This window comes from Secundilactobacillus silagei JCM 19001, assembly GCF_002217945.1.
GTDB lineage: Bacteria > Bacillota > Bacilli > Lactobacillales > Lactobacillaceae > Secundilactobacillus > Secundilactobacillus silagei.
In genome coordinates, this window is sequence record NZ_BCMG01000003.1 from 1 (window position 1) to 25,325 (window position 25,325).

Genomic DNA, 25,325 nt, shown 5'->3' on the forward strand with positions numbered 1-25,325 from the left:
GGGAATGCCTCCTGTGATGTTTTCTGTGGTTACTAAATATCATAAGGGAAGGCATTCCCTATTTCTATACAATTCAGAAATCTTTTATGCATTTACACAAGATATTTTACGCTCTCAATAATATCAGCCAATATTAAATATCATCTCAATGTATTAGTGTTATTAATGTGCAGAACTATTTTTAATAGTCTAACAATAAAAACGTTCTTTTATTCTAAAATAGTCAGTAATATTACGGTGGTTTAATAGTTTGAAAATTCATCATACAAATTTCAACATATTTTAAACAATGGCTTTAAATAATAAATGAATTGATCTTTCAAACAGCTAAAAACTGTAATGATCTATCTTGAAGTACTAATTTTTTTACAATAATGTTTACTCTAAACGCTAGCAAAAAAATATCCTACTTATTTCGTTTAACATACGAAATTTTTGGATTAAATACAAATCCTGATAAAGTTCCGGTAATAATCGCATTCATCCTCTGAAATTTATTTGATTTCGCTGTTAAACAAGAAAAAGCGTCTCGGATGGCCACAAGAATTTGTTTTATAACTTTTCCCGTAGAATAATATTTTTTATCAATATAAATTAGGTTTCTAGACATACATCTATATCTCCAGATTCTATCTTTAGAAATATTAGCGATTGTATCATTGGAAAGATTATGTGGTGTTTTGTGTATCACAATACTATTAATGACCATATAACTTCTCACATTATGAGAAAGTCGGGTTGTATATTCAGTATCATCACCCCATATAACCATTTCGCCTAATGGTAATCCTACTTTTACAACCATAGCACGACGAATAAAGATTGAAACAAAAGTAGCATTTTCAACCTTTACAAGTTTTAAATTTAATTTGTCCGGCCAGTCACGCGCAGCTTTTGGAATGTTGGTTGCTTCACCACTTGTCCATCTCACATTACTACACAAAAAGCCGAAATTATTGTCTAATAATCCTGCAGCCTTTTGAAGAAATACACTTGCATTATGTGTAGGTATTGTATCGTCATCCATTAACCAAATGTAATCTCCCTTTCCTATTTCAGCAGCAAGTTTCGTTATTGTCTCAAAGCCCTTAGCACCGCCTAAATTTTCTTTGGAATTTCTTATTATAAATAAAGAATCATTTGATAACTCATTAAGATACTTATCCGTACCATCAGTACTATGATTATTAAAAATAAATATATTTGATAAATTATCTTTTTGGCTTAATAACGCATCCACGCATTCTTTTAACAGACCTAACCTATTATAGGTCACTACCACTACATCTATGTTCTTCACAACTTAATCCCCCCTACTTCTTCAATCAGAAAAATCAGATTTTACAGGTGAAATATTTATAGAATATATAGATTCCGTAAAATTTCAGCTGTTTCTCTAATATCATACCCAGCTTGTCTAATCGTCATTTCAGAAGTGTCTCTAACATGTTGATTACATTGAACAATTTCATTTGCCCACTTAAATGGAGGATCTGATAGATTTAAAAATTTAACTTTTTTTGTAAGCTTTACATCTTTAGGTACCCTAGTTGAAACAATTACTGGTAATCCCATACTTTGTGCTTCAATAGTTACAATTCCCAACCCCTCAAATTTTGAAGGAAACACAAAAACGTCCATTGCCTGCATATAATCATTAACATTATTAACATTCCCAGTATATATTACATCTATATCAAAATGGTGTTTTTTGGCAACGGATTGAAGCTCTTTTTTATATTTATTTCCAGATCCAACAAGAATTATTTTACTATTATTTTGAATTCTCTTTAACTCACAAAAAATCTCGAATAAAAACATTTGATTTTTGTCCGATGTTAAGCGTCCAACATCACCAATCAATAAAGTTTCATTACTTATATTTAGTTTTTTTCGCATTTGAATTCTTACCGAGTGATTATATGAAAATTTAGATAAGTCAATACCGTTTTTAATAATATGTAACCTATTTTTTGTAAGAGACTGTCCAAACTGCCAATTTCCAGCCACTTTTGTTGGTGCACAAAAATCGGTTGCGCATTTCTTAAATATTGGATTTATTAATTTTTTTAGGATTCTGTGCTTAAAGCTTTCGTTTACACCTGCCATATGCGAATGCACAATTATTCTATTAATTTGATGTTTTTTTGCAATAGCAGCGCAAATTCCTAATACAGAGATACTACCAGAATGTATATGAATAACGTCATAAAAATGATCGGTCAAAAAGGAATCAAAATGTTTAATTATATTCAATCTGCTTTTGCCAGGATTAAATCCTAAATTAAAAGAAAACAGATGTCCATCGATTTTTTTTATAAATTGACTGTAGTTTTCATTATCAATATAATAAGGCGTTAAAAAATCAAATTTCAGCCCCTGTAAATTCATTGCTTTAATATTATTAAACACAAAAGATTCTTGACCACCAAAAGAAATTGGCTCTCCAAAGACCTCTAACACATGCACTGTCAAAATTAATCCACCTTTTCAATTTTAGGATGGAATCCTATGCCATCAAAGGTTCCCTTAAAAATTATTTTTATTCTAGTATAACGGTTATTATTAGCTCTAAAAAGCACCCTCAACAAATGATCGGTCAATCGAGCTAACTCATATATAAATCCTCTATAGCCTTCACGTCTATACAAATACACATCATTACGATATAAATATTGATAGCGCTTTAGACGTGAAATGCTATCACTAGCAATATCGGCTCCCTTGTTGGATGCTGATTCATGTACAACAACACTCTTATTTTCAAGATAACATGGATATTTTTGTGATATTCTTCTTGTATATTCCCAATCATCGGTCCAAATAAAAAAATCTTTAATTGGCAATCCAACATCTTTAACTATTTTTCTAGGTATTAATAATGATACAAAAGAAGCCATCGAGATAGTAACTAATTTAGAATCAAAATCGATTACTTTCTTAAATGGCGTTTTTCTTGGAATGTTCATGGTACAAATATTTCCGTCTTTCCAGAGTACCTTACTTGCTAAAAATCCATAATTTAATTTTCGATTATTAACAGCCATCAGTTTACTAAGTGCATCTTGTTTTGGCATACAATCATCATCCATAACCCAAAAATACTCATATCCTAAATTATAAGCATATTTAATGCCCTCAGAGAATCCACCGGCTCCACCAATATTTTTTTCAAGACGCTTGTAAATAATTTTGTGATTTTGTATTAATGATTTCAATACTTCTTGAGTGCCATCTGTACTCATATTATCTATAACAATGATATCTGTAGATAAATTTTGATCCTGTATATGCTGTAAACAGCGAATCAGTTTTTCTTTTCTATTGTAAGTTACTACAATTGTCGCAATTTTTAACATATTATCTCCAAATTAAAATATTTTTGACAGAGCTTTTAGACGGAAAAGAACCTTAAAAATGTGTTTTTGTTCTCATCCCGTACTTTCTTTTCATAAAATAATACATTTTTTTTACTCTGTTATTTTTCCCAGTTATTCCCCAGCTAACTTCCTTATATTTTATATTATTAGCTAGAACCCACACATCTAACAAAAGTTCAGATATGTATCCAAAAACACGTTTTTCTTGAATTGAATAATTGGTTATATCTATTTTATCTTCTACATCTTCTAAAATTTTAAATAGCCATTGACAGTATTTGTCAAAAAGTTCTTTTTTCATAATAAACATATTAAACATATGTGCACTGCGTTTTGACATAACTTGATCAAAATAACTTAAATATTCGGGATATATACTAGAAATAACATTTCTAGTTTCTGTTAGCGGCTTTTTATGGTGAGCATGAATATAGTGCGAATAATTAGTTTCAATATAGTATTTTCTCTTCTTTGGTAATATGACCTTAGACTGTTTTAAAATGCTCTGTATCTTTTGATCATCTAAAACATTTTCAATTTTTCTTTTTTTAAAACCATTAAAAAAGAATCTTCTATAATGTACTAGTCCCACATAATCAACATTTTTTAAATTTTTCCAAGCCCAGTAAATTGCAGTTAATTCACTGTATGACGAATTTTTTCCAGAAATATTGGTTCCTTCGTCATCACGTTGATAATTAATATTTTTATTCCAATTTTTCTTTGCACCAACTAATACTGGTAGATAAATTTTTGTATTTTTCGGCATAGGTGCCTGCTTATGAGCTGCAACTAATATTTTAATATTAATTAGTAAGCACCCTTTCTGCTAAAAATTTTTACAATATTTTCCCATACAATTTTAAAATCAAATTTTAAGCTTGCATGATCAATATAATTCATTTCTATATTAGCTCGCTCTGGATAACCTATCATGCTTCGACCACTCGCTTGCCATAACCCCATTGCACCAGGTTTAACTGATAATAATTTTTTCTGATTATATTGAACTAACTCTTCTTTAACAACCGGTCGGGGGCCAATTATACTCATATCACCCTTTAAGATATTAATAAATTGAGGAATTTCATCAATCGAAGTTTTTCGTAAAAAAAAGCCGATTTTTGTAATTCTAGGATCATCTTCTGGTTTCAACTTGTAATTATTAGCTACGTATTCCGCATATAGTTTTTTATCTGCATATAATTTTTTATCTGCATCTACGACCATTGAACGAAATTTGTACATTTTAAACTTTTCCCCGTGGTATCCAATACGAATTTGTTTATACAGTAATGGTCCCCGATTCGATTTACTACAATAATCCATAAACCAAACAAACAAAAATATAGGGCTCAATACTATTAACGCACAAAAAGATACGAAGATGTCTATGCATCTTTTAGTAAATAGATAACCTTGCTTTTTTGAATCAACTAGATGACCAGCATTAACTGCTTTTAAATCATATTTTATATGACTTTTATGTTCGTCAGCATCCATCAAAAGTAATCCCCCCTTGATTTAAAACAACTTAAACCATTTTCTCTTTTTGACAACCGGTTCCATCGAATGGGTAAGAACAACATCCCCATTGATAATTGCTTTCGCATTTCCCTCGAATGCATCCGCAACATCGGTTCCAAATTCTTTGCTTAATTTATCAAACGCTTCTCGCATCTGATATTTTCTGCCTGGTAGATTATGGGCATCAGACGAGAAGACATACCCCTGACCAGCAGCTAGTAACTGTTGGCAAAACGCTTCCACCTGCTTACCGAATGTACCAACATAGCTGCTTGCAGTGAGCTGTGATAGACAGCCCTTCTGCAATAGATCGAATAAAATATCAGGTTGTCTCATAATCTTAGTATTCCGTTCTGGATGAACGATTACGGGGATAATGCCGCGTTGCTGCAGATCATAGATCATTTTATCTGTGTAGGCGGGAACATCATCATCCGGAAACTCTAACATTAGATAATGGTTGCTCTCATCGGCAAATAAAATATCGTTTTGATCTAAAGCCGTCAGCAAATCGCCATTGATACGGACTTCTTGGCCAGGAAACACGGTTAACTTAATGTCGTGCTTCGTTAGCTCGTCTTGGAACTGTTTCGTCTGCTTAATAACATCCGCGCGATGATTGACGTACACGCCATTCATGTGATGCGGTGTTAGCAGGGCGTAATCCACGCCATCTGCAACCGCTTCCCTAGCAAGCCTGAGAGAAATCTCAAGATTTGCAGCGCCATCATCTATTCCCGGTAACAAATGACAATGCAGATCGATCATTCAATCATCCTCTCTACTTGGACTTAGCCTTGGATTCATACCCGTAACCGTAGCCATATCCATAGCCGTAACCATACCCATAACCGTAGCCATGACCGTGTTTCGGTTCCACGTCGTTTAAGACGTAGCCTAATAAGGTTGCTTTACTCATTTTCAATAGTTCCACGGAACGTTGTACATCAACTCGCTGGGCAACTCCTTGTCTCACAACTAGGATCACGCCATCAACACTGGCTGATAGTAACTGACTGTCAGTAACGGATAACAGCGGCGGTACATCTAAAACCACCACGTCATACTGTGCCTGAACGGTCTCTAACAACGTGTGCATCCGCTTGGAGTTCAATAGATCAGCCGGATTAGGCGGAATGGGGCCACTGGTCAGCGCCGCTAAGTTCTTAATAACTGTTGGATGAACTGTATCTTGAAGATCAGCGTTGCCAGCAAGAATACTCGACAGCCCTTGGGTGTTAGGAAAACTAAACGTTGCATGCAACGTTGGCCGCCGCATATCAGCATCGATGAGCAAGACTTTCTTACCTTGTTGCGCCCAGGTCACTGCTGTATTAGTAGCAACCGTTGATTTACCTTCACTCTGTTCAGAAGAAGTGAACAGAATCGTCTTCAGCGTTTTATCAACCGCTGAAAATTCGATGTTGGTTCTAACGGTCCGAAACTGTTCGGCAATCACGTTCTTAGGTTCCGTAGCAGTGATCAGCCTAACCCCGTGCATAGAGGTGTCATCTGATTGTTTCGGTTTTCTATGAAATAACGACATGATTTCTCCTCCTATACGCGAACGCGCTTATGCTGATCAGTTGGCGTCGTATTAGTATTATCTGGGTGATTATTCTTCAATCTAAAGTCATTGGTACCGTGTTTCTTAATGGTTGCAACATGGCCTAAATTAATTAAACCAAGTTCATCCGTTAGAAAATCGTCATCTTTGACGGTCGTATCGGTTAATTCCTTGATGAAGGCATAGCCTAAACCAATTAGGATACCCACTACGGCGCCTGCCAACGTGATTAATTTAGTCTTCGGTGACGTTGGTTGATCACTCGGCGTGGCGTTAGAGACGATGGTCACGTTGTTGACACTCATCATTGACTTGATTTTAGTTTTGAACACTGAAGCAACCTGGTTCGCCATTGCGGCTGACAAGTCTGGATCAGTCGATTCTGCCGTCAAAGCAAAAACTTGTGAATTTTGCTGACTAGTGACGGAAACGGCCTGCTTTAATTCACCAACGGACACATTGTACGAACGACCCGTAGTCTTCATAACAGCTGGCTTAGGTGCCCGAATCAATTTCCGTTTACCCGCAGCATTCTTACCATATTTGGCCTTCACTGCTGGGTGGATAATTTCTTCTGGGTGCGCTAACTTGTGCTGTGCCTGCTTCAAGATCACTGGGTTAGTAATGATGTCCTTATAGGTACTAACCATTTGAACATCGGCCTGTTGGTTTTGCGCTTCAAAGCCTTGATTAGTGGTTTTTCGATTAACTAAAATTTGTGTGGTTGACGAATACTTCGGCGTCATCCCAATCGTGGCAACGCCAAACGCTGCCACCGCAAAAACTAACGTACTAATAATGATAAACCAGATATGCTTGCGTAAAACACCAACCATCTGGCGTAAATCTAGGGTGCTCTCCATGCTGATCCTCCGACTATTGATCCATAAAAACCATAAATCCTAAGCAACCCAATAACGGGCCATTTACCGGAGTATCATGATTTCAAAGTATCAAAAGATTAATTATTTTTTATGACGTAAAAAGGGGCACTAACGCAGATTGATGATCACGCTAGTGCCTCCCTTACAAAGATCAATGATTCAATGACTAAAAGCCAAGGTTTTGACGAACTGCGTTGACTGCACGAGTGCGTTCACTTGTTGGGGCAACTTCAAAGTTCTTGCCACCAAGCTTTTGACTCTTAGCGTTAACAGTTTCAGACTTAACGTTTTGGTCAGCATGACGGTAATGTAATGCAAGTTGAGTCATTTGTTTTTCTGTTAAATCAGTTTGCATTTCATCCCCAAGCGTATTCAAGTAGCTCTTGTTCAATACAGTCTTATATGACGTACTCTTCTTCAACAATGCTGAAAGAACAGCTCGTTGACGTGCTTGTTGTTGGTTATAACCCTTCGTATCGCTCTCACGCAATGAAAGGAACTTACCTGTATTAGCACCATTCAAATGATAGTTCTGACCTGCATTAAAGGTCTTACCGTTATTGGTAAAGGTTTGTGGTGATGTAACGTTCACGCCACCGACTTTATTAACTGTCTTGTCCAAGCCGTTCATGTTAACTGCCATGTAGTAATCAACAGGAACCTTTAGATAACTCTGTACGGTCTTAACGGTTTCTTTAGTGCCACCGTAAGAATAGGCTTGGTTAACTGTAGCTGGTGAATACTGCTTGTATCCTGGTAAGTTAACTTTCAAGTTATCTGGTAAACTCATCTCGACCGTCTTGTTGGTCTTAGGATTAAGTGTTACGAGCATTAATGAACCAGTCCGGTTGATCTTGTTGGAATCAGTCCCAACCATTAAGATTGAAACTGGCTTCTTATCCTTGATCACTGCACTGGCGTTACGTTCCTTAGTTGCACCTGATGGCTTGTACATTGCTTTAGTCGTCGTTGATACGGTGTGATAACCGTAAGCTGTAAACCCAACGAAACCAACAGCCAAGACTGCTACGAAACCAAGTACTGAGTTACGAACCCGGCGCCGGATTTTGCGGCTATGATGACCCCTATTCGTCATTTTTTGCTTATCTATTTGACTCATGTAGTCCACTTCCCCTGATTGAAGCAATTAAGTTGCCACAGTCTCTTAATAAATTTTTAATCTATACTGTTTATTCTTGCTCTTTTTTTTACAATCGTCAAGGCTTTTACTAAAATTTTGGGTGACTTATTAATGCAGTGTTGTACATTTTTATGATTCCGCTAGCGGTTGATTTGTCAGTACGTTGGGTAATGTTGGGTTAATTTGTGTTATTTGTCATTATAGGGTGGGTTTATAATTTTTGTTGGGTTAGAGTTGGGGGAAGATGGACAGTGGGTACAGATTTGGTTATTTGTGTATAAATAAAACAGTAATCGCACGTCAGCTAATCTTTATACCAAACATCGGCATGATTACCCATATTTGCTTTGTGGAGGAGTACTTTGCGGCCGTGGCGATAAGCAGGCCACCATTCATAACTCCATAAGTAATCCACTACCTTTGCATTGTTAAGTTCATAAACTGGATGGTGATACATATTGGCAACTTTTTGAAAGTGAATTCTACGCCAACCATGAGCGCTGCTTTTATAGAAAGTTTTGCCATCAAACGACACTGAATGGGTAGTTATTTTCAGGCCTCGACCGGAAGAAGTGTGATAATATCCACGCCAACTTTTTGGCATATAGTTAATAGCCGCTTTGGCTGTTGTCTGGGTTGCACCGAAACCAACACCCACAGATAAAGCAGTGACGCCTAACATGATCATTTTTTTCAAATACATTGAAAATTGGATCTCCTTAAATTAATTCAACTTTTACCGTCATCAGTTTCTGGACTTACTTATTGGCATAAATTTTTAGCAAAATTAGTATTTATGGAAAACCAAGGGATTCCCGCCACCACCAGTCACATATTGAAGCAATTCTATATGACCATGCTTATGTCTCATGCTCCACATTCCACTACTCTCGTATTCATATTCTGCATATTCAAATTGGTAGTAGCCGTGATGATGTAATGTTTTGATTTTATGAAAAGCAATCCTGTGGTATCCATGCCCATTACTCCTTAATGTGGTACGACCGTCAACCTGAACTGAGTGAGCATGTAACACAAAAAGTGTGTGATTAAAAGAACAATAATAAATTCCACGCCAGCTTCTTGGCATATAATTAGTAGCAGCCTGTGCATTAGTTTGACTAATACCAACGCCAATACCAAGCGATAGGGCAGTAATGACTAACATAATAAGTTTCTTGAAATGCATATCCAATCTCCTATGAAAAATTCAGCTTTTACCGTCATCGGTATCTGGACTAAAACCTTTAAATTCCAAGAAGTTGTTTCTTTTTTGCCTCAAATTCCTCTTGAGTAATTACACCATCGTCAGCAAGTTGTTTAAATTGTCTTAGCTGGTCGGCAATGTCAGAAGTATTATATTGGGCTTGTGTTGGTTGCTCGCTAGACTGACCTATTTCTTGTTCTTGCTTTTGTGCAGTTGAAATCTCATCTAACTTTTGGCAAAAGCTTAAACAAGATTCTTGAGCGGATCTATAAGTGAAGCTATCTGTTTTTGTTTCGAATGAAATAAATCTTACTTTTTTCTGCTGGTTATCTTTGAAATACATAATGACTGACATTTCACGTACTACTTCATATTGCGTTCCACCAGTCACGGCGCCTACAACAGCTCCAGCAGGGCCAGCAATTAATCCACCAGCGATTCCACGAGCGATACCATGATGTTTCTTAACAGTTCCTGGTGTGATGATTTGTTTATACCCCTTAAAATCGGCAAATGAATACAGTTGATAGGGTGTAAGAAGTCCTTTGCGTATCAAAATTTGTTGAGATTCAAAGTCAATCATGATCTTAACAAAGTGGTAAGCAGCATCGAGTTCGAACTGTTGCCTCAGTTTTTCATATTTAGCTTCATCAGCAGCTTTTCTATCCTGTCTTTGTTGCTTAATAGCTTGCTTTTGTTGAAGCTTTCGTTGTCTGAAATCCTCTTTTTGCTGTATTTCTTGTTGTTTAACAACTTCTTGTTTATGCTTCAATTTATCCTGGATCTCAGCATCAGCCATGTTTTTTCCATTTTCGTGTTTTTTTTGTAACTGCTTATCAATCTGATTGTCTTGATGTGGGTCAATAATTTGACCTACATGTAACATCATTTTTACTTCTTCAACAGAATGTTTCTCTGCCCAATTTATTGATGCCATGTTGAGAGTTGAAAGGCCAATTTTTTTACAGCAATCTGCGCAAGCAATACCATCATTAAAGCGCAGATTGGAATCGAGAAAGCCTAACCTTTTACCACAAATGGAACATACTTTTTTAGCCATAAATAATTTCACCTTATTTAATTAATTTGTAGTGGACAACATATATCAACAATAGCTAAGCGCACATTTAAAAAGATTATTCAGCCATTTAGCTAAGCAACCCAATTTCATACTAATCTTTATGTTTTGGCCTGGCAATGGATACTGAATCCGTTTTGCTGTTTACTTGTCTGTTCATTTGCTATTCATTATCATGCCTTAAAAGTGGGCTACAGAGTACACAAGCATACCTTCGCTATTGAATCTTTGATTGTTAAATTACTAATTATTGAAGTAAAAGAAAGATGTCTGTATCGGCAATTGATACATGGTCTGGAAAGGCTGACACAAGTTGTGCATAATGCACCAACTGGTATAACAACCAGCGTATCTTGTTAAACAAAAATGGTCTGATTCCGGCAAAATACCGTAATCAGACCATCATTTAAAAAATATTAATTTTTCTAACTTTTTTGTCGTACTTCAGTTCGAGTGCTTTACTTTTATCTAGCCGAATTGGGTTCCGCTCGGCAGAGAGCTGCATGTAAGGGACTAACAACCAAAACCCAAGTTCGGGGTTTTCGTTGTTAGTCCCTTACACTACGCTCTCTAAACGCCTCGCTTCACACCTTGACCTAAATCAAAGTTTTTATCGCCCCACAAATCCGCTCAGTCACAACCGGATTATCCATTGTATACAGATGCACGCCATCAACGCCTTCTGACAACAAGTCTACGATCTGGTCGATTGCATAGGCCGCTCCCGCATCCCGCATTGCCACTGGGTTGTCCTGATAATGTGCCATCATTCTTAAGAACTTCTGCGGTAGACGGATCCCATTCATGGTCGCCATCCGCTTGATCTGACGTTCATTGACCACTGGCATGATTCCGGCTTGCACCGGAACGTCAATGTTCGCTAGCTCGCAGCGTTCCAAAAATTGATAGTAGTGATCATTTTCAAAGAAAAGTTGGGTAATTAACTGTGAGACACCAGCATCCACTTTGCATTTCAGATTCTTAATGTCTTCGACGCTATCCTTAGCCTCCGGGTGAGTGTCTGGATAACACGCACCCAGAATGTTAAAGTCGCCATCGCGCTTGATCTCACTGACCAGATCACTGGCATACTGGAAATCACCCTTGATGTTGCCATCCTTAGGGAGATCGCCCCGTAAAGCCAGGATATTTTCAATGTGATTCGTCTTCAGTTTTTCCAGGTAAGCCTTCACCGCTGACTTGGTGAAGTTGATGCCCGGAATATGCGGTACTACTTCAATACCGTAGTGCTTTTTGATGTAGCAGCACAAGTCCAGTGTCCCGGAGTTGTTGTCGCTACCACCAGCACCGTACGTCACACTGATATAGGCGGGCTTTAACCCGGCGAGCACATCGAGGTTATTGTAGAAACGCTCGATAGCCTTTTCTGACGCATTTGGTCGCGGTGGAAATATTTCGAACGAGATCACGGGTCGTTCGTTGAAACAATTAACGACCTTCATGTGCTAATTCCTGACGAACCTGCTTCGTTGCCGCAACAACGTTTTCCAGACTTGCTGTGGTTTCTGTTGTTCCCCGTGTCTTCAGACCACAGTCTGGGTTGATCCAGACGTTTTCCAATGGTACCTTCTTCAAAATCTTGTGAATCGTGCCGGCAACTTCTTTTTCAGATGGGATCCGTGATGAGTGAATATCGTAGACACCAGGACCAACGTGCGTCTGAAAATGCGTCTTTTGAAGCGTATCCAGCAACGTTAAATCTGCCCGTGATGCTTCGAATGAAATCACATCGGCATCCATGTCGTCAATGGCATCGATAATGTCACCGAATTCGCTGTAGCACATGTGCGTATGAATTTGCGTAGTCGGTTGAACCTTAGCGCCCAATAGACGGAAGGCTGGAATTGCCCAGTCAAGGTATCTGCTGTACCAGTCTGACTTACGTAGTGGCAGCTTTTCACGTAAAGCCGCTTCATCAATTTGGATGATCTTAATGCCGTTCTTTTCCAGATCCAGCACTTCACCTTGCATTGCCAAGGCAATCTGTAACGTGGATTCCTTCTTGGAGATATCTTCACGAGGGAATGACCAGTTCAAGATGGTAACGGGACCAGTGAGCATCCCCTTCATTGGCTTGTCAGTCAGTGATTGGGCGTAGACTGATTCAGCAACGGTGATCGGCTTGTTACGGCTGACATCGCCCCAGATCAACGGTGGCTTCACACAACGAGTCCCGTATGATTGGACCCAGGCGTTGCTGGTAAACAGGAAGCCGTCCAGCTTTTCACCAAAGTATTCAACCATGTCGTTCCGTTCGTATTCACCATGAACTAAGACATCAATACCGATCTTTTCTTGGAATTCAACGCATTCCTTGATCCGGTCACGGTTAAATTGGTCGTATTGTTCCTTGCTGATCTCGCCACGCTTGTATTTAGCACGGTTACGACGCACTTCGCGAGTTTGTGGGAAGGAACCAATCGTCGTCGTTGGTAATTCTGGTAAGTTGAATTCTTTCTTTTGAATGGCAGCCCGTTCTGCACGTGAAGGCTTACGGTGGAAATCGCTATCCTTTAATGAAGCAACTTTGTCGATAATGGCTTGGTTTTCTTCGTAACGCGGCTTTGCGAACAAGGCTTCGTTAGCCTTCAAGGCATCGTCACCGGTACCGCCCAAGATGTGATCTAGGTCGGTTAGTTCGGTGAGCTTTTCCTTCGCAAATGCCAGGTACTTCTTGTATTTTTCGTCTAATTGCGGTTCATTTTCCAAGGTGTATGGCACGTGGAGCAGTGAACAGGAGCTGGTCAGCACAATGTCGGTCTTAGGCAGCTTGTGAATCAAGTCGAGCTTTTGATCGTAGTTGGCTTTCCAGATGTTCTTCCCATTAATGACACCGGCAAATAACACTTTGTCTGCAGGGAAGCCCTTGGATTGAATCAAGTTCAAACTTTCGTCGCCTTCGTGGAAATCAAGGCCAAGGCCATCGAAGTCCAGTGAAGTTAACAGATCGTAACTGTCACGAACATCACCGAAGTAGGTCTGAGCTAAGACTTTCAGACCGTGCTTGTTGGCCAGTAATGGCTTGTAGAGGTCGGTGAAGAGTTCCAGATCAGCTTCGGATTGATCCTTAACTAATTGCGGTTCGTCTAACTGAATCCAATCAGCACCCAAAGCGGCTAATTTTTCAAAGATGGCTTCGTAAGCGTTGACCACTGCCTGAGTAAAGTCAGTGGCTTGCTTCTTGCCTTCAAAGGCCCCTAGACGTAGCAACGTGTAAGGCCCAAGAATGACGGGACGAGTCTGGTAACCCTGATTCTTAGCTTCTTGATATTCATCAAAGATCTTGGTGCCGACCAGCTTAACATCGGTGTCGTCTTCGAATTCAGGGACGAGGTAGTGATAGTTGGTGTTGAACCACTTCTTCATGCTCAAAGCGGTCACGTCACCCTTATCGCCTTGATAACCACGCGCCTGGGCGAAGTATTCGTCAAGTGGTGATAAGTTTAATTCCTTGTAACGCTTAGGCACGATGTTCAGCAAGTTAGCCGTGTCTAATGTGGTGTCGTAGTATGAAAAATCATTTGATACCAGCTGGTCGATACCGGCCTTGCTAATGGTGTCCCAGTTTTGCTTGCGTAATTCAGCAGCGGTCTGGGCTAATTCACGAGCGCTGACCTGTTGCTTAAAGTACTTTTGAACGGCAAATTTTAATTCACGGTGACTCCCGATTCGTGGGTAGCCGATAATAGTTGTTGTCATATTAAATGTCTCCCTTTGTTCTCCATTTATTTATCATGTCATCATCTTAGTGGTTTAATCGTTGACCGACAGGCACATGACCTGACCATCAATGCCATCGCCCAAGAGGAAGCTTGCGGTGGATATTTTGTTGCAATGTAAGTAGGTTGTTTTAGTCATCTTAGTTGGCTCCCTTTCTTCTGGATTTTATATGTAGGTTTGGTGGGTTGTGAGTGCTTAACGTTTACATAGCCTAATCGGGCTACTTCAGGCAGAGAGCTGCATGTAAGGGAACTTCGGCACAAATCCAAATTCGGGATTTCTCCCAAAGCTCCCTTACACTACGCTCTCTAACCGCCTGGCTCCGCACCTAACAAAAAAGCCGCCCATTACCCGCTTTCGCGAAGTAAAGGACGGACTTTTTCCCGTGTTACCACCTTAATTCGAAACCAGCTCGCACTGATTTCCTCACTGGGTACCTATAATACCCGCGTGCTGTAATGGGCACACCCATGATATTCTTACTTGCGCTCGAATACCCTGCTTAATGGAAGACCATCTTCACACTCGCCCTTTACCGCTTCTCACCTGCCGCGACTCTCTTCAAAAGTTAGGAGTATTACTCATCTTCTAATCGGTTTTCTATATCATGAGTATGATGATAAACTCATTAGAGAAAATTGTCAACCGCTAACCTTTTTTTAAGCTGGATTTGCCTGGTAACGGTTTCTAAACCGGATTGACCTATACTAAACGTGATGACTAAACTATAATCAACTTAATTACGAATGAAATGAGGATTAGATTAATGAGAAGAACTGACCGTGAAATTACCGATGAAGCAACTAAACGCGACATTATTGAAAAAGCCCACATTATCAATTTGGGCATCCTAGATTTTCCAGCACCTTACGTAGTACCCACCAACTACGGCTACGAATTCGTGGATGATCAGCTGCACCTCTACATTCACGGCGCACCCAAGGGTAAAAAACGGGGACTGATTGCCGCTAACCCCGAAGTTTCGTTCAGTATTATCACTGACTCAAGCCTCTACACCCCAGAAGAAGGCGCCCCGTTAAGCAGTTTTAGTTACTTTTACCGCAGCGTTTTAGGTAGTGGTAAGGCTACGTTAGTGTCTGATTTAACCGAAAAGGAACACGCTTTACGGCTACTATTAAAACACGAAACGGGCCACAATATGCCGGGCGAGATCAGCCAGCATGACCTGGGATACGTGGGCGTCATTCGCATCGACGTGGAACAGTATACCGGTAAGCAGCACAGCGCCGAATAAGCGCTAGTCCAGCTAGTTATCCCCCGATATGTTATCCTGAATGCAATCATCTTGTACTAAAGGGGGCCTGAGCGATGTCTAAAAAACAGAAAACCATCTTTTTTAGCGTGATTACAGTCCTTGCCCTCCTGCTCATCGGGTTTAATATCTGGTACTTTCACCGGCAGTTGACCACGTTGCTGACGCAATTCACTAACCGCCAGGACCTGATCGAACGTTTTCAGGCCCACGAGCCCTTTGATATGATTACTTTCACTCTACTATTGATCATCTGTACCTGGCTGCCAGGCGCGCCGGTAGCGATTTTTGCCATCGTGGCCGGCATCTGTTTCGGACACTGGCCCGCGCTGGTGTTAAATGCCACCGCCATCACCATTGGCAACTTTTCGGTGGCTGACCTGTTACCGGAAATCTGGCACGCACCCGAGCGTCACACTACTGGCAAATTGTATCAGGACCTGCTGAAAATTCGCCACCCTTCCGTGGGGATTTTGCTGGGATACGCAATTCCCTTTATTCCCAGCACCGTGATCAATTTGGCGGCTAAACGGCTGATCCATAACCGGCCCAAATTAGCGCTGCTGTGTTTTTTAGGCAGTCTACCCACGTCAACGCTGTATGCCTTTGGCGGTGATGCCGTCCTGCACGGTAACGTCAAGCTCCTACTGATCATTGTGGTGATTGCCCTGTTATTGTTCGGCCTCGGTCGGGTTATTCACTACGACCGCCATCGGGAATCAGCTGATTCAAGACATTAATTTAAGCTAATCAAAAACGAGTTTCCCTTCAATTTTGGGGAAACTCGTTTTGGTGTACCTATATTTTAGACTTAACGAGGTGCTTTCTTCCTAACGCCCAATACACACATCCGCCCACAACAAAGCCCACGAACCATGATAGGTTCACAATGAAGGCTGCTGAAACAGCACCCAGCAGCAGTGCTAACGGTGCCCGCCAAGTGAACTGAGGTTGCTGACTATTATCATACAGCGCTACAAGATTTATCTTTTGGTGCCGGTGCCAGTAGTACTCGATCAGAATAATCGCCGTCATTGGACCGAGAAAGATCGAATACAGGTGGATGAATAAGGCCAGGCCCTGCGCTGAACTATCCTGCACTAACACCCACGGACAGGTGACGACTGCTAGAACACCCACAATCGTCGTGGCTAACTGCTGCGGCATTTTCAACAGTGACGTCAGCATGTAAGTTGGCGGCATCATGTTGGCAACCGTATTGGTGGTAATCGTCCCTAAAACGATAAAGCCGGAAATCAGCACCGTCATCCAAGCATGAGGCATCAGCTGTGCCATGGCAGTGACCGGACTGGCGATTCCCGTGACCACCGCCAACATGGCCCCAGTAATGATCGTCATGCCGTACGCGAGTCCAATGGGGATCAGGTACAGTAAGCCGCGTTGATGGTCGTGTAGATTCGGCTTTAATTCACGGGAATAGTCCGCTGCCGATTCAAAAATGGCGGTGTAGTTCCCTAAGAAGGCCACGATGAACCCGAAGAACGGCAGCCCCCAGGTTCCAGTGGGTTGAACCAGCTTTTGCTGAATCGCCGGTTGATGCTGGGTCACCAGTAGGATAAATACGCCTAACATGGCGACCATCACCACCGTGGCAATGACCCCCGTCACTAATTTGATCGACTGAAAGCCCCACAGTGCCATGACGACTTGAACGATTTGTAAGATTAAGAAACATTCAAACGTGTGGTCGCCGTGATACCCCAACAGCATTCGCCCAATTTGATTCAGTGCCAGCGCGCCCGTCCAGGATTGAAACCCGAACCACACGATGGCAGGAATACCACGAAACAGGCTCGCTAACTTGGCCCCCTTCACGCCAAACGATAAGCGCAGCTGAATCACGTACGGCGCGCCCGTGCGATAGCCAAACCGGTCGTTTAACGTAAAGATCACGGTAATGATCAGAATGGCGATGCCGGCAGCAGCTAGCGTCTGCAGTAGGTTCATGGTGGCCACGCCGGCGACCACGATGGACGAGCCCAAGGTGATGTTGCCAATGTTGAACCCATCACCTAGCCACATGGCCATGTAAGCCAATCGGCCCATCTTGCGCCGATCATCCGGGATCGGTTTTAAATCAGTCGCAACCCCGGAATGAGTCCGCTGAGCAACTGTCGGTGGTGTCATTTAGCGTCCCCCGTGACGTTTTGATTCTTAAGAAATTGGCCGGTGGGCTGCTCATCAAAGTCTTGTCCCAGTTCGAAAATAGTTTTACCGCGCAATAACGTTCTGGTAACCCGGCAGTGAATCTGGCGGCCAACGTATGCGGAGATTGGATTCTTATAGTAGAGATCTTCTGCCCGCAACGTATAGGATTGGCTGGGATCTAGCAACGCAATGTCAGCATCGGCGCCAACCGTGAGTTGCCCCTTCCCTTTTAGCCCAAAGAGCTTCGCCGGGCCAGCCGCGGTTAGTTGCACAAACTGCTGCAGACTTAACCGGCCGGATTTAACGGCGACATCGTAAAACAGATCCAGATTGTTCTGCGCGCCGCTGATGCCGCCCCAGACCTCAAAAATGTTGTTATTCGGATTAGCCTTCATCTCGACTGGTGCCGGTGAATGGTCGGAGGTCACGGCATTGACGTGGCCGGCCTGCACTTCACGCCAGAGATCCGCTTGTACTGCCGGTGTCCGCAAAGCTGGTGAGCATTTCGCCAACGGCCCGATCCGCTTGAAATCTTCAGTGGTCAGCGTCAGATAATGCACGCAGGTTTCGCAAGTTACGTCCTGTCCTTCTACTTGTGCGCGGTGCACCTCACGAACGGATTCACCCGTTGACAGGTGAACAAAGTGCAGCTTACAGCCGGTCTGTTTCGCCAGATACAGCGCCCGTCTCACCGCTTCGACTTCAACCATTGGTGTCCGTGAATCAATGTAGGCTTGAATATCGGTGTGATGATGGGCAATCGCATCCGCCGCGAGCCGGTCCGTCAAAACAGCGTTCTCAGCGTGCAGTGACAGGCGCAAACCGGTTTTAGCAATCGCCTGCATCCCCCGGTAGAGGTCGTAGTCATCCACGTTATGAAAGTCCCCCGGTTCATCGCTGCCAGTAGTTGCCATGAAGCCCTTATAGCCCGCTGCACCAGCGTCCGCCATGGGACCGATTTCCGCTTGATTGTCCGGTACTAAACCGCCGTACAGGGCAAAGTCAATGTAGGACTTGCCCTCAGCAATTTGCCGGTGACGCTTAAACTCCGCGGCCGTGGTCCGAGCCGGTAAGGCATTTAACGGCATGACTACCATACTGGTCGTCCCACCGGCTGCCAGTGCCTGACTGCCCGTGTGATAATCTTCCCAGTTACTACGCCCCGGTTCGTTGATGTGTACGTGCGCGTCCACCATGCCAGGCAAGACTAACTGCCCGTGCGCATCAATCACTTCTTTAGCTTCAGATGACAGTTCACCGATCGCGGCAATTTTGCCGTCCTTAATCGCTAGATCACCGTTTACCACACCCATTGGCGTGACAATTAAACCATTCTTGATCATCGTTGTTACTTGCATCCTGTGCCTCCAAGCCAACACTGTGACTGGTAGCGAGCAATAAAAAAAGTCCACCTGAATTAACTTCAAATGGACTGGTAGTCTTTGTCGACTAACATGGCGCTCCCTACGGCAGTACGAACTGCATCAGGTTCTTTGGGTATTTCTCAGCTATCACTAGCACCCCAGACCACAATGTTTATTAAATTTAAAAACCTTAGTTCTCATTAAAACGGGTTTACTGGAACAAGTCAAGTGTTTTCAACTTTAAGTTTTTAGTGAAAGGCAATGAAAGGCGCTGCATTCCTCAATCGAACGCAGCGCCTCATATGTAGGAACCTCAAAAGGCCCCATTACTACCTATAACTTAATCGTCATCAACGTCTGTACCGCGGCGTAAGTCATGAAGATCACCACGATCCACCCCGTGATAATTAACCACTTAGGGTGATGATAGTCGCCCATAATCCGCTTCTTCACCGCAGCAACCAGAAGAATCGCCAGGGCAATCGGTAGGATCATCCCGTTGATGGCACCCACCACGATCAGCACTTTGGCTGGGTTACCAACGAAGTAGAACACGATGGTTGAAGCCAAGATAAAGCCGATGATCAGTACAGACCGGAATTTATTGACCCAAGAATCCAGGGTCTGCGAGTAGTTCAAAAATGAGATCGAGGTAAAGGTCGACCCTAACGTGGAAGTCATCCCGGCTGCTAACAGGAGTAAGCCGAAGAACTTGTAGCCAAAGTTACCAGCCGCAATCTTGAAGATGGAAGCCGCTGGGTTGGTTGGATCAAGGGTGTGACCGGCAACCACCACGGCTAAACCGGCGAGAAACAGCATGACCCGGATCACTGAAGCGACACCGATACCAGTCAGGGCACCTTCGTTGACGTACTTAATGTTTTCCTTCCCCTTCACGCCGCCTTCCAGCAAACGGTGACCGCCGGAAAATGAAATATAACCACCAACGGTACCACCCACGATGGTCACGATAGAGTAGAAGTTGATTTGCGTCGGCATAAAGGTATGCTGAATCGCGGTCGCCACTGGCACGGTGGTCACGGATAGAATGTAGATCAAAATCAAAATTTTAATGACCGCCAAGACCTGCACCGTGTGATCCACCACGGTCATGGCATTTTTGACCACGAACACCGTAATGGCAGCCGCCGCGGCAATCAGCGCGCCGTATTTCGGATCAATGCCAAACAGCACGTTGAGCCCTAATCCAGCACCGCCAATATTACCAATGTTAAAGAAGAAGCCGCCAAGAAAGATCAGGGCGGTCAGCACGTAGCCGAGACCTGGCACGACTTCATTTGCCAGCACCTGGGCCCGCTTTCCGGAAACGATAATGATCCGCCAAATGTTTAACTGAACCACGATATCCGCCACAATACAGAGTAAAATCGCAAACCCGAAGTTCGCCCCCATCTGGCCGGTAAACGACGCGGTCTGGGTCAAGAACCCTGGGCCGACAGCCGCCATGGCCATCATGAAGGCCGCACCCATGGCCACGCTAAACTTAGAGCGCTTTTTTTCTGGTGTTGGTGTTTGAGTTGCGTGTGAAGTCTCTTTCATCCGATCAATTCCCTTCTCAATGCCGGTGGTAACGACTATTTGACTTGCGTAGCTGCAACATCGATTCCCTGTGCTGTCAGTGCTTGATGAATCTGTTTAACGAAGGCTAGGGCTTTCACGCCATCGCCGTGCACGCAGATCGTATCCGGCTGAATACTGATGACCTGGCCATCAATGGTAGTGACTTGGTGTGTCTGCAGCATTTTAATCGTCCGGTCAACGGCGACCTGACTGTCTTCGATCACGGCACCCGGCTTGGAACGGGAAACCAGACTGCCATCCGCTTCATAAGCGCGGTCGGCAAAGACTTCCTGTTCGTAGGGAATCCCCACCGCCTTAGCAGCCCGGATCAACTCGCTGTTTGCCAAACCGACTAACATCAGCTGCGGGTCAACTTCCTTGATGCCTTCACAGATCTTATAAGCCAGGTCATAGTCCTTGGCAGCCATGTTATATAGCGCACCATGGGGTTTGACGTGGTGCAATCTGTGCGTTGGCGCAAACGCCTGCAGGGCACCGATCTGATACTTCACGTCCGCCTTAGCCGCGTCGGGTGCGATCTTCATCGGCCGGCGACCAAACCCCTGCAGATCTGGTAATCCGGGATGTGCACCCAACTGCACGTGACTGGCAACGGCCAGATCAACGGTGTGCTGCATGACTTCCGGGTCACCAGCGTGAAACCCACAGGCGATGTTAGCTGAAGTAATGTATGGAATGACCTGATCATCCAGACCTAACGTGTAGCGGCCAAAACTTTCCCCTAAATCACAATTTAAATCGACTTGTGTCATGGATATCCTCCCTTTAAAAAAACTAATCTTTAGCTTGCGGCAGTAACTCCCGTTCGATAAATTCAATATCGAATTGATTTTCTTGGAAATGATGCGTCTGCAGCAAGTGGTTTAAGAAATCTAAATTCGTGTTGATACCGGCGATCACCGTTTCGTTGATTGCTACCAGCATCTTGGCCACGGCAAGTTGTCGGGTCGGCGCGTAGCTGATAATTTTAGCAATCATGGAATCGTAATTCGGTGGCACTTTGTAACCCTGATACAGGGCGGTGTCCACGCGAATTCCGTTACCGCCGGGTAAGTGCAGACCGGTAATTTGCCCAGCACTTTGGGCGTTGATCCGGCATTCGATGGCGTAACCGTTGGCGGCTGTGGGCTTATCAAGCACCTTGCCGTCAGCAATCAGCAGTTGCGCTTTGACCAGGTCCCAGCCAGACGTCAGTTCCGTGATGGGATGTTCTACCTGGATCCGGGTGTTCATCTCCATGAAGTAAAATTGGTCGGGGCCGGCGTACAGAAATTCCAGCGTACCGGCACCTAAATAATGCAGTTCTTCAACGGCCCGTTTAGAGACCGCCAGCATCTTGTCACGGGTAGCGGGGTCAATACTGCTGGGCGCTTCTTCCACCACTTTTTGGTGGCGGATCTGCAGCGAACAGTCCCGTTCACCGACTGCGATACCGGTACCGTCTTTAAACCCTAGAACCTGCACTTCGATGTGCCGGGGTCGTTCGATAAACTTCTCCAGGTACATTTCGTTGCTGCCAAAGGCTTGGATGGCTTCGTTTTGGGCCAAGGTAAACAGGTCGTCTAGCTGGTTAGGTGCCTGAATCAAGCGCATGCCCTTGCCACCGCCACCGGCCACGGCTTTGACCATGACTGGGTAGCCGATTTTTTCAGCATCCGCTTGGGCTTCAGCTACCGTGGTGATCTTCCCGGCACTCCCGGGGGTAACTGGCACACCAACGGCTTTTAGCGTTTCACGGGCCTTTTCCTTGTCACCCAACAAACTAATAGTTTCGGGACGTGCGCCAATATAAGTCAGCCCGGCCTTCACACAGCGTTCCGCAAATTCAGCGTTTTCTGAGAGAAAGCCATAGCCGGGGTGAATCGCATCCGCCCCGGTAATTTGCGCCGCACCCAGCAGATTATTCATGTTGAGGTAACTCTTCGCCGGACTGGCAGCACCAATACAAACGGCTTCATCGGCTAATTTGACGTGCAGCGCATCCTTGTCGGCGGTTGAATAGACCGCTACCGTCCGCAGCCCCAGTTCTTGGCAGGCCCGGATGATACGTACCGCGATTTCGCCGCGATTAGCAATTAACACTTTTTCCAATGTGCCACCCCCTAAAGACTTTCAAATTCAAAGAGCGGCTGATCATATTCCACGAGGTCTTCGTTAGCTGCCAAGACCTTGGTGATGCGGCCCGCTTCCGTTGCCACCACGTTATTCATCATCTTCATGGCTTCGATCACCGCCACGGTCTGCCCCGCTTTCACGGTGTCACCGACCTGCACAAACGGTGCGTCATCGGGATTACCGGCCGTGTAGAAGACCCCCACGAACTTGGCGTTAATGGTTTTGGCGCTGGTGGCAGGCTTCTCTGGTTGAGCAGCTACTGGCTGTGCACTCACTGCCGGCTGTGCTGGCTGGGCAACCGCACCGCGAGTGAGTTCCAGGGTTTCATCCTTGGTTTTATACTTCAACGCACTGATCTGGTTTTCAGCCATTAATTGCATGATGGCTTTCATTTTTGAAGTTTCCAAATGATCATCTTCTTTCATATTATTAATTGTTAAATAGTGTTGCGATTCGCTGCGCCGGTTCACGAATGCTTGATATCTGCGTCTGAAACTGGTGAGCGGCTTTAATGGCAGCTGTACTGCCGTAATTTTTACTGTAAAGAGTCTGACTCTGCGCTAAATCGATCCATTGAAACTGGACCTGCTGCCCAGGTGTCAGCTGAACCAGCTTGGGGAGATCGACCCGGGCAACCACCGCGATTACCGGGTAGCCGCCGGTAGTCTGCCGGTCAGCTAACAGTACAATAGGCTGGCCGTCTCGCGGTACTTGCACGCCGCCTAACACGGTACCTTCCGACAGCATTTCCGTCACCTTGCTGGTATCCAGGGCATGACCTTGCAGGCGGGCGCCCATCCGATCCGACTGCTGGCTGATAGCAAACCCTTGATGGGTCAGTTCCTGGCGCGTCTGCGCGGTAAAATCCTGATACTGCGGTCCCGGTGTGACCCGGATCGTGGTGACCGCTTGCTGCGAATACGGATAAGTCACGGCTTGCTGAAACTGGTGCTGCGCCGCCGTGTCGCGCACCGTGGTGAGTACGTCGCCGGCTTGCAGCTGCCGGCCGCGGTAGCCTCCCAACTGGTATTTCAGACTAGTTGACCGGCTACCCATCACAACGGGCACTTGAATGCCACCGGTAATGGCGAGGTAGCCGAAGCGGCCAGCGGTGTAGTGGCCAATTGAGAGCTGATCACCACGGTGCGCGAAGTAAGCGCGGTAACCGTCAATTGGCCGATCATTTAACGTCATCTGGGCGGTGGCGCCGGTCACGGCAAAATGACCATCCTGCGTAAAGGTCAGGGTCGGTCCCTGTAAACTGCTTTCCAACACCGCCGCGTCCAGCTCGTTGCCGACTAACAGATTCGCCACGTTGGCGGCATCAAAATCCATCACACCAGATACCGAAAAGCCACTATCCTGTGTGGTAGTTCGACCCTGATCTTGCACGGTGGTCAACAGACCGCCAGCTTGTATTTTAAGCGCCATACTGCACCTCCGTCTCGGCAACCGTTTCAGTCTGTACCTGATAGTCCGCTAGATGCGCGGTAATGTGATCGTATTCAGCACGTGAGATCACGTCAAAGTGAATGTAGTCTCCCGTTTGGTAGTAAAATGGCTGCTCGCTTTCCGGTTGGAATAACCGCAGTGGCGTGCGACCAATGATCTGCCAGCCACCGGGGGATTCGATCGGATACATCCCGGTCTGTTCACCGGCGATGCCCACCGACCCAGGGGCAATCTTCAGCCGCGGTGTGGCTAATCTTGGTGTGGCCAACTGCGGGTCCAAGCCGCCAAGGTAGGCAAATCCTGGTAGGAAACCTAACATATAAATCAGGTAATCTGGTTGACTGTGCCGCTCGATCACTTGTTTTTCAGTTAACTGTGCCTTGGTCGCCACCGTTTTCAGATCAGGTGCAAACTCGGCATCATAGCAAACGGGAATGTGCACCCGTCTGACGGTTGAACTGGCCGTCTGGTGACTATCTAGCAACGCCTTATCGATCGTCGCCTTTAGCGCTTTAAGGCTGATCTGAGCGGGTTCGTAAAACACCGTCAAGGTTCGAAAAGCTGGCAAGAATCCGGTGATTCCCTGAACTGCGAGCTGTGTCAGCTGTCGTTGCAGTTGTGCAATCTGGTGGTTGATGGCCACGCTGACCTGCCGTTCAAAGGTCACGTTCACCGCTTTATCGCCGGCTGGTAAAATTTGATATGCAAGCACCACACTTACCCCCTATCTTCTAAACGTAATTTATGCTTATTTTAGATTAAAATACAGTTAAAATCAAATTAAAAACAAATATTGTTACAAAATACTCATAGATATTCATATTA

The 25,325-nt window shown here is 44.1% G+C and carries 24 protein-coding genes, 1 pseudogene and 1 riboswitch; of the genes and pseudogenes, 3 read left to right on the top strand and 22 right to left on the bottom strand.

Annotated elements, in window-relative coordinates:
• Nucleotides 1-406: 406 nt before the first annotated feature.
• From CES79_RS03195 to CES79_RS03250, 12 genes are all read right to left on the bottom strand, one after another.
• Nucleotides 407-1,300 (bottom strand): glycosyltransferase family 2 protein, encoded by an 894-nt coding sequence (locus CES79_RS03195; RefSeq protein WP_089136291.1) that lies wholly within the window; start codon nucleotides 1,298-1,300, stop codon nucleotides 407-409.
• A 56-nt stretch (nucleotides 1,301-1,356) separates the two neighbouring features.
• On the bottom strand, nucleotides 1,357-2,469 hold the full coding sequence (locus CES79_RS03200; RefSeq protein ID WP_225362303.1) for a glycosyltransferase: 1,113 nt from the start codon (nucleotides 2,467-2,469) through the stop codon (nucleotides 1,357-1,359).
• An 8-nt stretch (nucleotides 2,470-2,477) separates the two neighbouring features.
• The gene (locus tag CES79_RS03205; RefSeq protein ID WP_089136293.1) at nucleotides 2,478-3,359 is read right to left on the bottom strand and encodes a glycosyltransferase family 2 protein; all 882 of its coding nucleotides are present in this window, start codon (nucleotides 3,357-3,359) and stop codon (nucleotides 2,478-2,480) included.
• A gap of 52 nt (nucleotides 3,360-3,411) precedes the next feature.
• Nucleotides 3,412-4,191, bottom strand: coding sequence for a DUF4422 domain-containing protein (locus tag CES79_RS03210; RefSeq protein ID WP_089136294.1), 780 nt, complete (start codon nucleotides 4,189-4,191; stop codon nucleotides 3,412-3,414).
• The gene (locus tag CES79_RS03215) at nucleotides 4,191-4,883 is read right to left on the bottom strand and encodes a sugar transferase (RefSeq protein WP_089136295.1); all 693 of its coding nucleotides are present in this window, start codon (nucleotides 4,881-4,883) and stop codon (nucleotides 4,191-4,193) included. Before CES79_RS03215 ends, CES79_RS03210 begins: the two co-directional genes overlap by 1 nt.
• 21 nt (nucleotides 4,884-4,904) lie before the next feature.
• The gene (locus CES79_RS03220; protein ID WP_054655656.1) at nucleotides 4,905-5,675 is read right to left on the bottom strand and encodes a tyrosine-protein phosphatase; all 771 of its coding nucleotides are present in this window, start codon (nucleotides 5,673-5,675) and stop codon (nucleotides 4,905-4,907) included.
• A 13-nt stretch (nucleotides 5,676-5,688) separates the two neighbouring features.
• Complete coding sequence (locus tag CES79_RS03225) at nucleotides 5,689-6,453, bottom strand: CpsD/CapB family tyrosine-protein kinase (protein ID WP_089136296.1); 765 nt, start codon at nucleotides 6,451-6,453, stop codon at nucleotides 5,689-5,691.
• Nucleotides 6,454-6,464: 11 nt separating this feature from the next.
• Nucleotides 6,465-7,337, bottom strand: coding sequence for a YveK family protein (locus tag CES79_RS03230; RefSeq protein ID WP_089136297.1), 873 nt, complete (start codon nucleotides 7,335-7,337; stop codon nucleotides 6,465-6,467).
• A gap of 187 nt (nucleotides 7,338-7,524) precedes the next feature.
• Nucleotides 7,525-8,478 carry an LCP family glycopolymer transferase gene (locus CES79_RS03235; RefSeq protein WP_089136298.1) on the bottom strand — a complete coding sequence of 318 codons (954 nt, stop codon included), beginning with the start codon at nucleotides 8,476-8,478 and terminating at the stop codon, nucleotides 7,525-7,527.
• Nucleotides 8,479-8,803: 325 nt separating this feature from the next.
• The gene (locus tag CES79_RS03240) at nucleotides 8,804-9,202 is read right to left on the bottom strand and encodes a hypothetical protein (protein ID WP_089136299.1); all 399 of its coding nucleotides are present in this window, start codon (nucleotides 9,200-9,202) and stop codon (nucleotides 8,804-8,806) included.
• Between the two features lie 84 nt (nucleotides 9,203-9,286).
• Complete coding sequence (locus tag CES79_RS03245; RefSeq protein WP_054655662.1) at nucleotides 9,287-9,688, bottom strand: hypothetical protein; 402 nt, start codon at nucleotides 9,686-9,688, stop codon at nucleotides 9,287-9,289.
• 58 nt (nucleotides 9,689-9,746) lie between these two features.
• A complete protein-coding gene (locus CES79_RS03250) occupies nucleotides 9,747-10,766 on the bottom strand; it encodes an SHOCT domain-containing protein (protein ID WP_089136300.1) in 1,020 nt (339 codons plus the stop codon).
• A 350-nt stretch (nucleotides 10,767-11,116) separates the two neighbouring features.
• On the opposite strand from CES79_RS03250, the pseudogene CES79_RS13195 reads away from it, so the two are divergent.
• Nucleotides 11,117-11,194: pseudogene (locus CES79_RS13195) on the top strand (IS3 family transposase); the annotation flags it as partial.
• A gap of 186 nt (nucleotides 11,195-11,380) precedes the next feature.
• Here CES79_RS13195 and metF read toward each other — a convergent pair.
• Complete coding sequence (gene metF, locus CES79_RS03255; protein WP_054655666.1) at nucleotides 11,381-12,247, bottom strand: methylenetetrahydrofolate reductase [NAD(P)H]; 867 nt, start codon at nucleotides 12,245-12,247, stop codon at nucleotides 11,381-11,383.
• Nucleotides 12,234-14,504: a 5-methyltetrahydropteroyltriglutamate--homocysteine S-methyltransferase gene (gene metE / locus CES79_RS03260; protein ID WP_089136301.1), complete on the bottom strand. Its 2,271-nt coding sequence runs from the start codon at nucleotides 14,502-14,504 to the stop codon at nucleotides 12,234-12,236. Before metE ends, metF begins: the two co-directional genes overlap by 14 nt.
• Before the next feature lie 787 nt (nucleotides 14,505-15,291).
• On the opposite strand from metE, the gene CES79_RS03265 reads away from it, so the two are divergent.
• Together CES79_RS03265 and CES79_RS03270 are read left to right on the top strand one after the other, a co-directional pair.
• On the top strand, nucleotides 15,292-15,780 hold the full coding sequence (locus CES79_RS03265) for a pyridoxamine 5'-phosphate oxidase family protein (RefSeq protein WP_054655668.1): 489 nt from the start codon (nucleotides 15,292-15,294) through the stop codon (nucleotides 15,778-15,780).
• Between the two features lie 74 nt (nucleotides 15,781-15,854).
• Complete coding sequence (locus tag CES79_RS03270) at nucleotides 15,855-16,538, top strand: TVP38/TMEM64 family protein (RefSeq protein WP_089136302.1); 684 nt, start codon at nucleotides 15,855-15,857, stop codon at nucleotides 16,536-16,538.
• A 58-nt stretch (nucleotides 16,539-16,596) separates the two neighbouring features.
• Here CES79_RS03270 and CES79_RS03275 read toward each other — a convergent pair whose 3' ends face one another.
• The 8 genes from CES79_RS03275 to pxpB all read right to left on the bottom strand — a co-directional run bounded on the left by CES79_RS03275 (nucleotide 16,597) and on the right by pxpB (nucleotide 25,212).
• Nucleotides 16,597-17,946, bottom strand: coding sequence for an NCS1 family transporter (locus CES79_RS03275; protein ID WP_054655672.1), 1,350 nt, complete (start codon nucleotides 17,944-17,946; stop codon nucleotides 16,597-16,599).
• The gene (gene allB, locus CES79_RS03280) at nucleotides 17,943-19,325 is read right to left on the bottom strand and encodes an allantoinase AllB (RefSeq protein WP_089136303.1); all 1,383 of its coding nucleotides are present in this window, start codon (nucleotides 19,323-19,325) and stop codon (nucleotides 17,943-17,945) included. Before allB ends, CES79_RS03275 begins: the two co-directional genes overlap by 4 nt.
• Before the next feature lie 85 nt (nucleotides 19,326-19,410).
• Nucleotides 19,411-19,502: riboswitch (TPP riboswitch) on the bottom strand.
• A 162-nt stretch (nucleotides 19,503-19,664) separates the two neighbouring features.
• Complete coding sequence (locus CES79_RS03285; protein ID WP_225362294.1) at nucleotides 19,665-20,891, bottom strand: NRAMP family divalent metal transporter; 1,227 nt, start codon at nucleotides 20,889-20,891, stop codon at nucleotides 19,665-19,667.
• 35 nt (nucleotides 20,892-20,926) lie between these two features.
• Nucleotides 20,927-21,685 (bottom strand): LamB/YcsF family protein, encoded by a 759-nt coding sequence (locus CES79_RS03290; protein WP_089136304.1) that lies wholly within the window; start codon nucleotides 21,683-21,685, stop codon nucleotides 20,927-20,929.
• A gap of 22 nt (nucleotides 21,686-21,707) precedes the next feature.
• Nucleotides 21,708-23,024, bottom strand: coding sequence for an acetyl-CoA carboxylase biotin carboxylase subunit (locus CES79_RS03295; protein ID WP_054655674.1), 1,317 nt, complete (start codon nucleotides 23,022-23,024; stop codon nucleotides 21,708-21,710).
• A gap of 11 nt (nucleotides 23,025-23,035) precedes the next feature.
• Nucleotides 23,036-23,455, bottom strand: a complete 420-nt coding sequence (locus tag CES79_RS03300; protein ID WP_159459450.1) for an acetyl-CoA carboxylase biotin carboxyl carrier protein — start codon at nucleotides 23,453-23,455, stop codon at nucleotides 23,036-23,038.
• A 22-nt stretch (nucleotides 23,456-23,477) separates the two neighbouring features.
• Nucleotides 23,478-24,479 (bottom strand): 5-oxoprolinase subunit C family protein, encoded by a 1,002-nt coding sequence (locus CES79_RS03305; protein ID WP_054655678.1) that lies wholly within the window; start codon nucleotides 24,477-24,479, stop codon nucleotides 23,478-23,480.
• Nucleotides 24,469-25,212 (bottom strand): 5-oxoprolinase subunit PxpB, encoded by a 744-nt coding sequence (gene pxpB, locus CES79_RS03310; RefSeq protein WP_054655680.1) that lies wholly within the window; start codon nucleotides 25,210-25,212, stop codon nucleotides 24,469-24,471. Before pxpB ends, CES79_RS03305 begins: the two co-directional genes overlap by 11 nt.
• Between the last annotated feature and the right edge of the window lie 113 nt (nucleotides 25,213-25,325).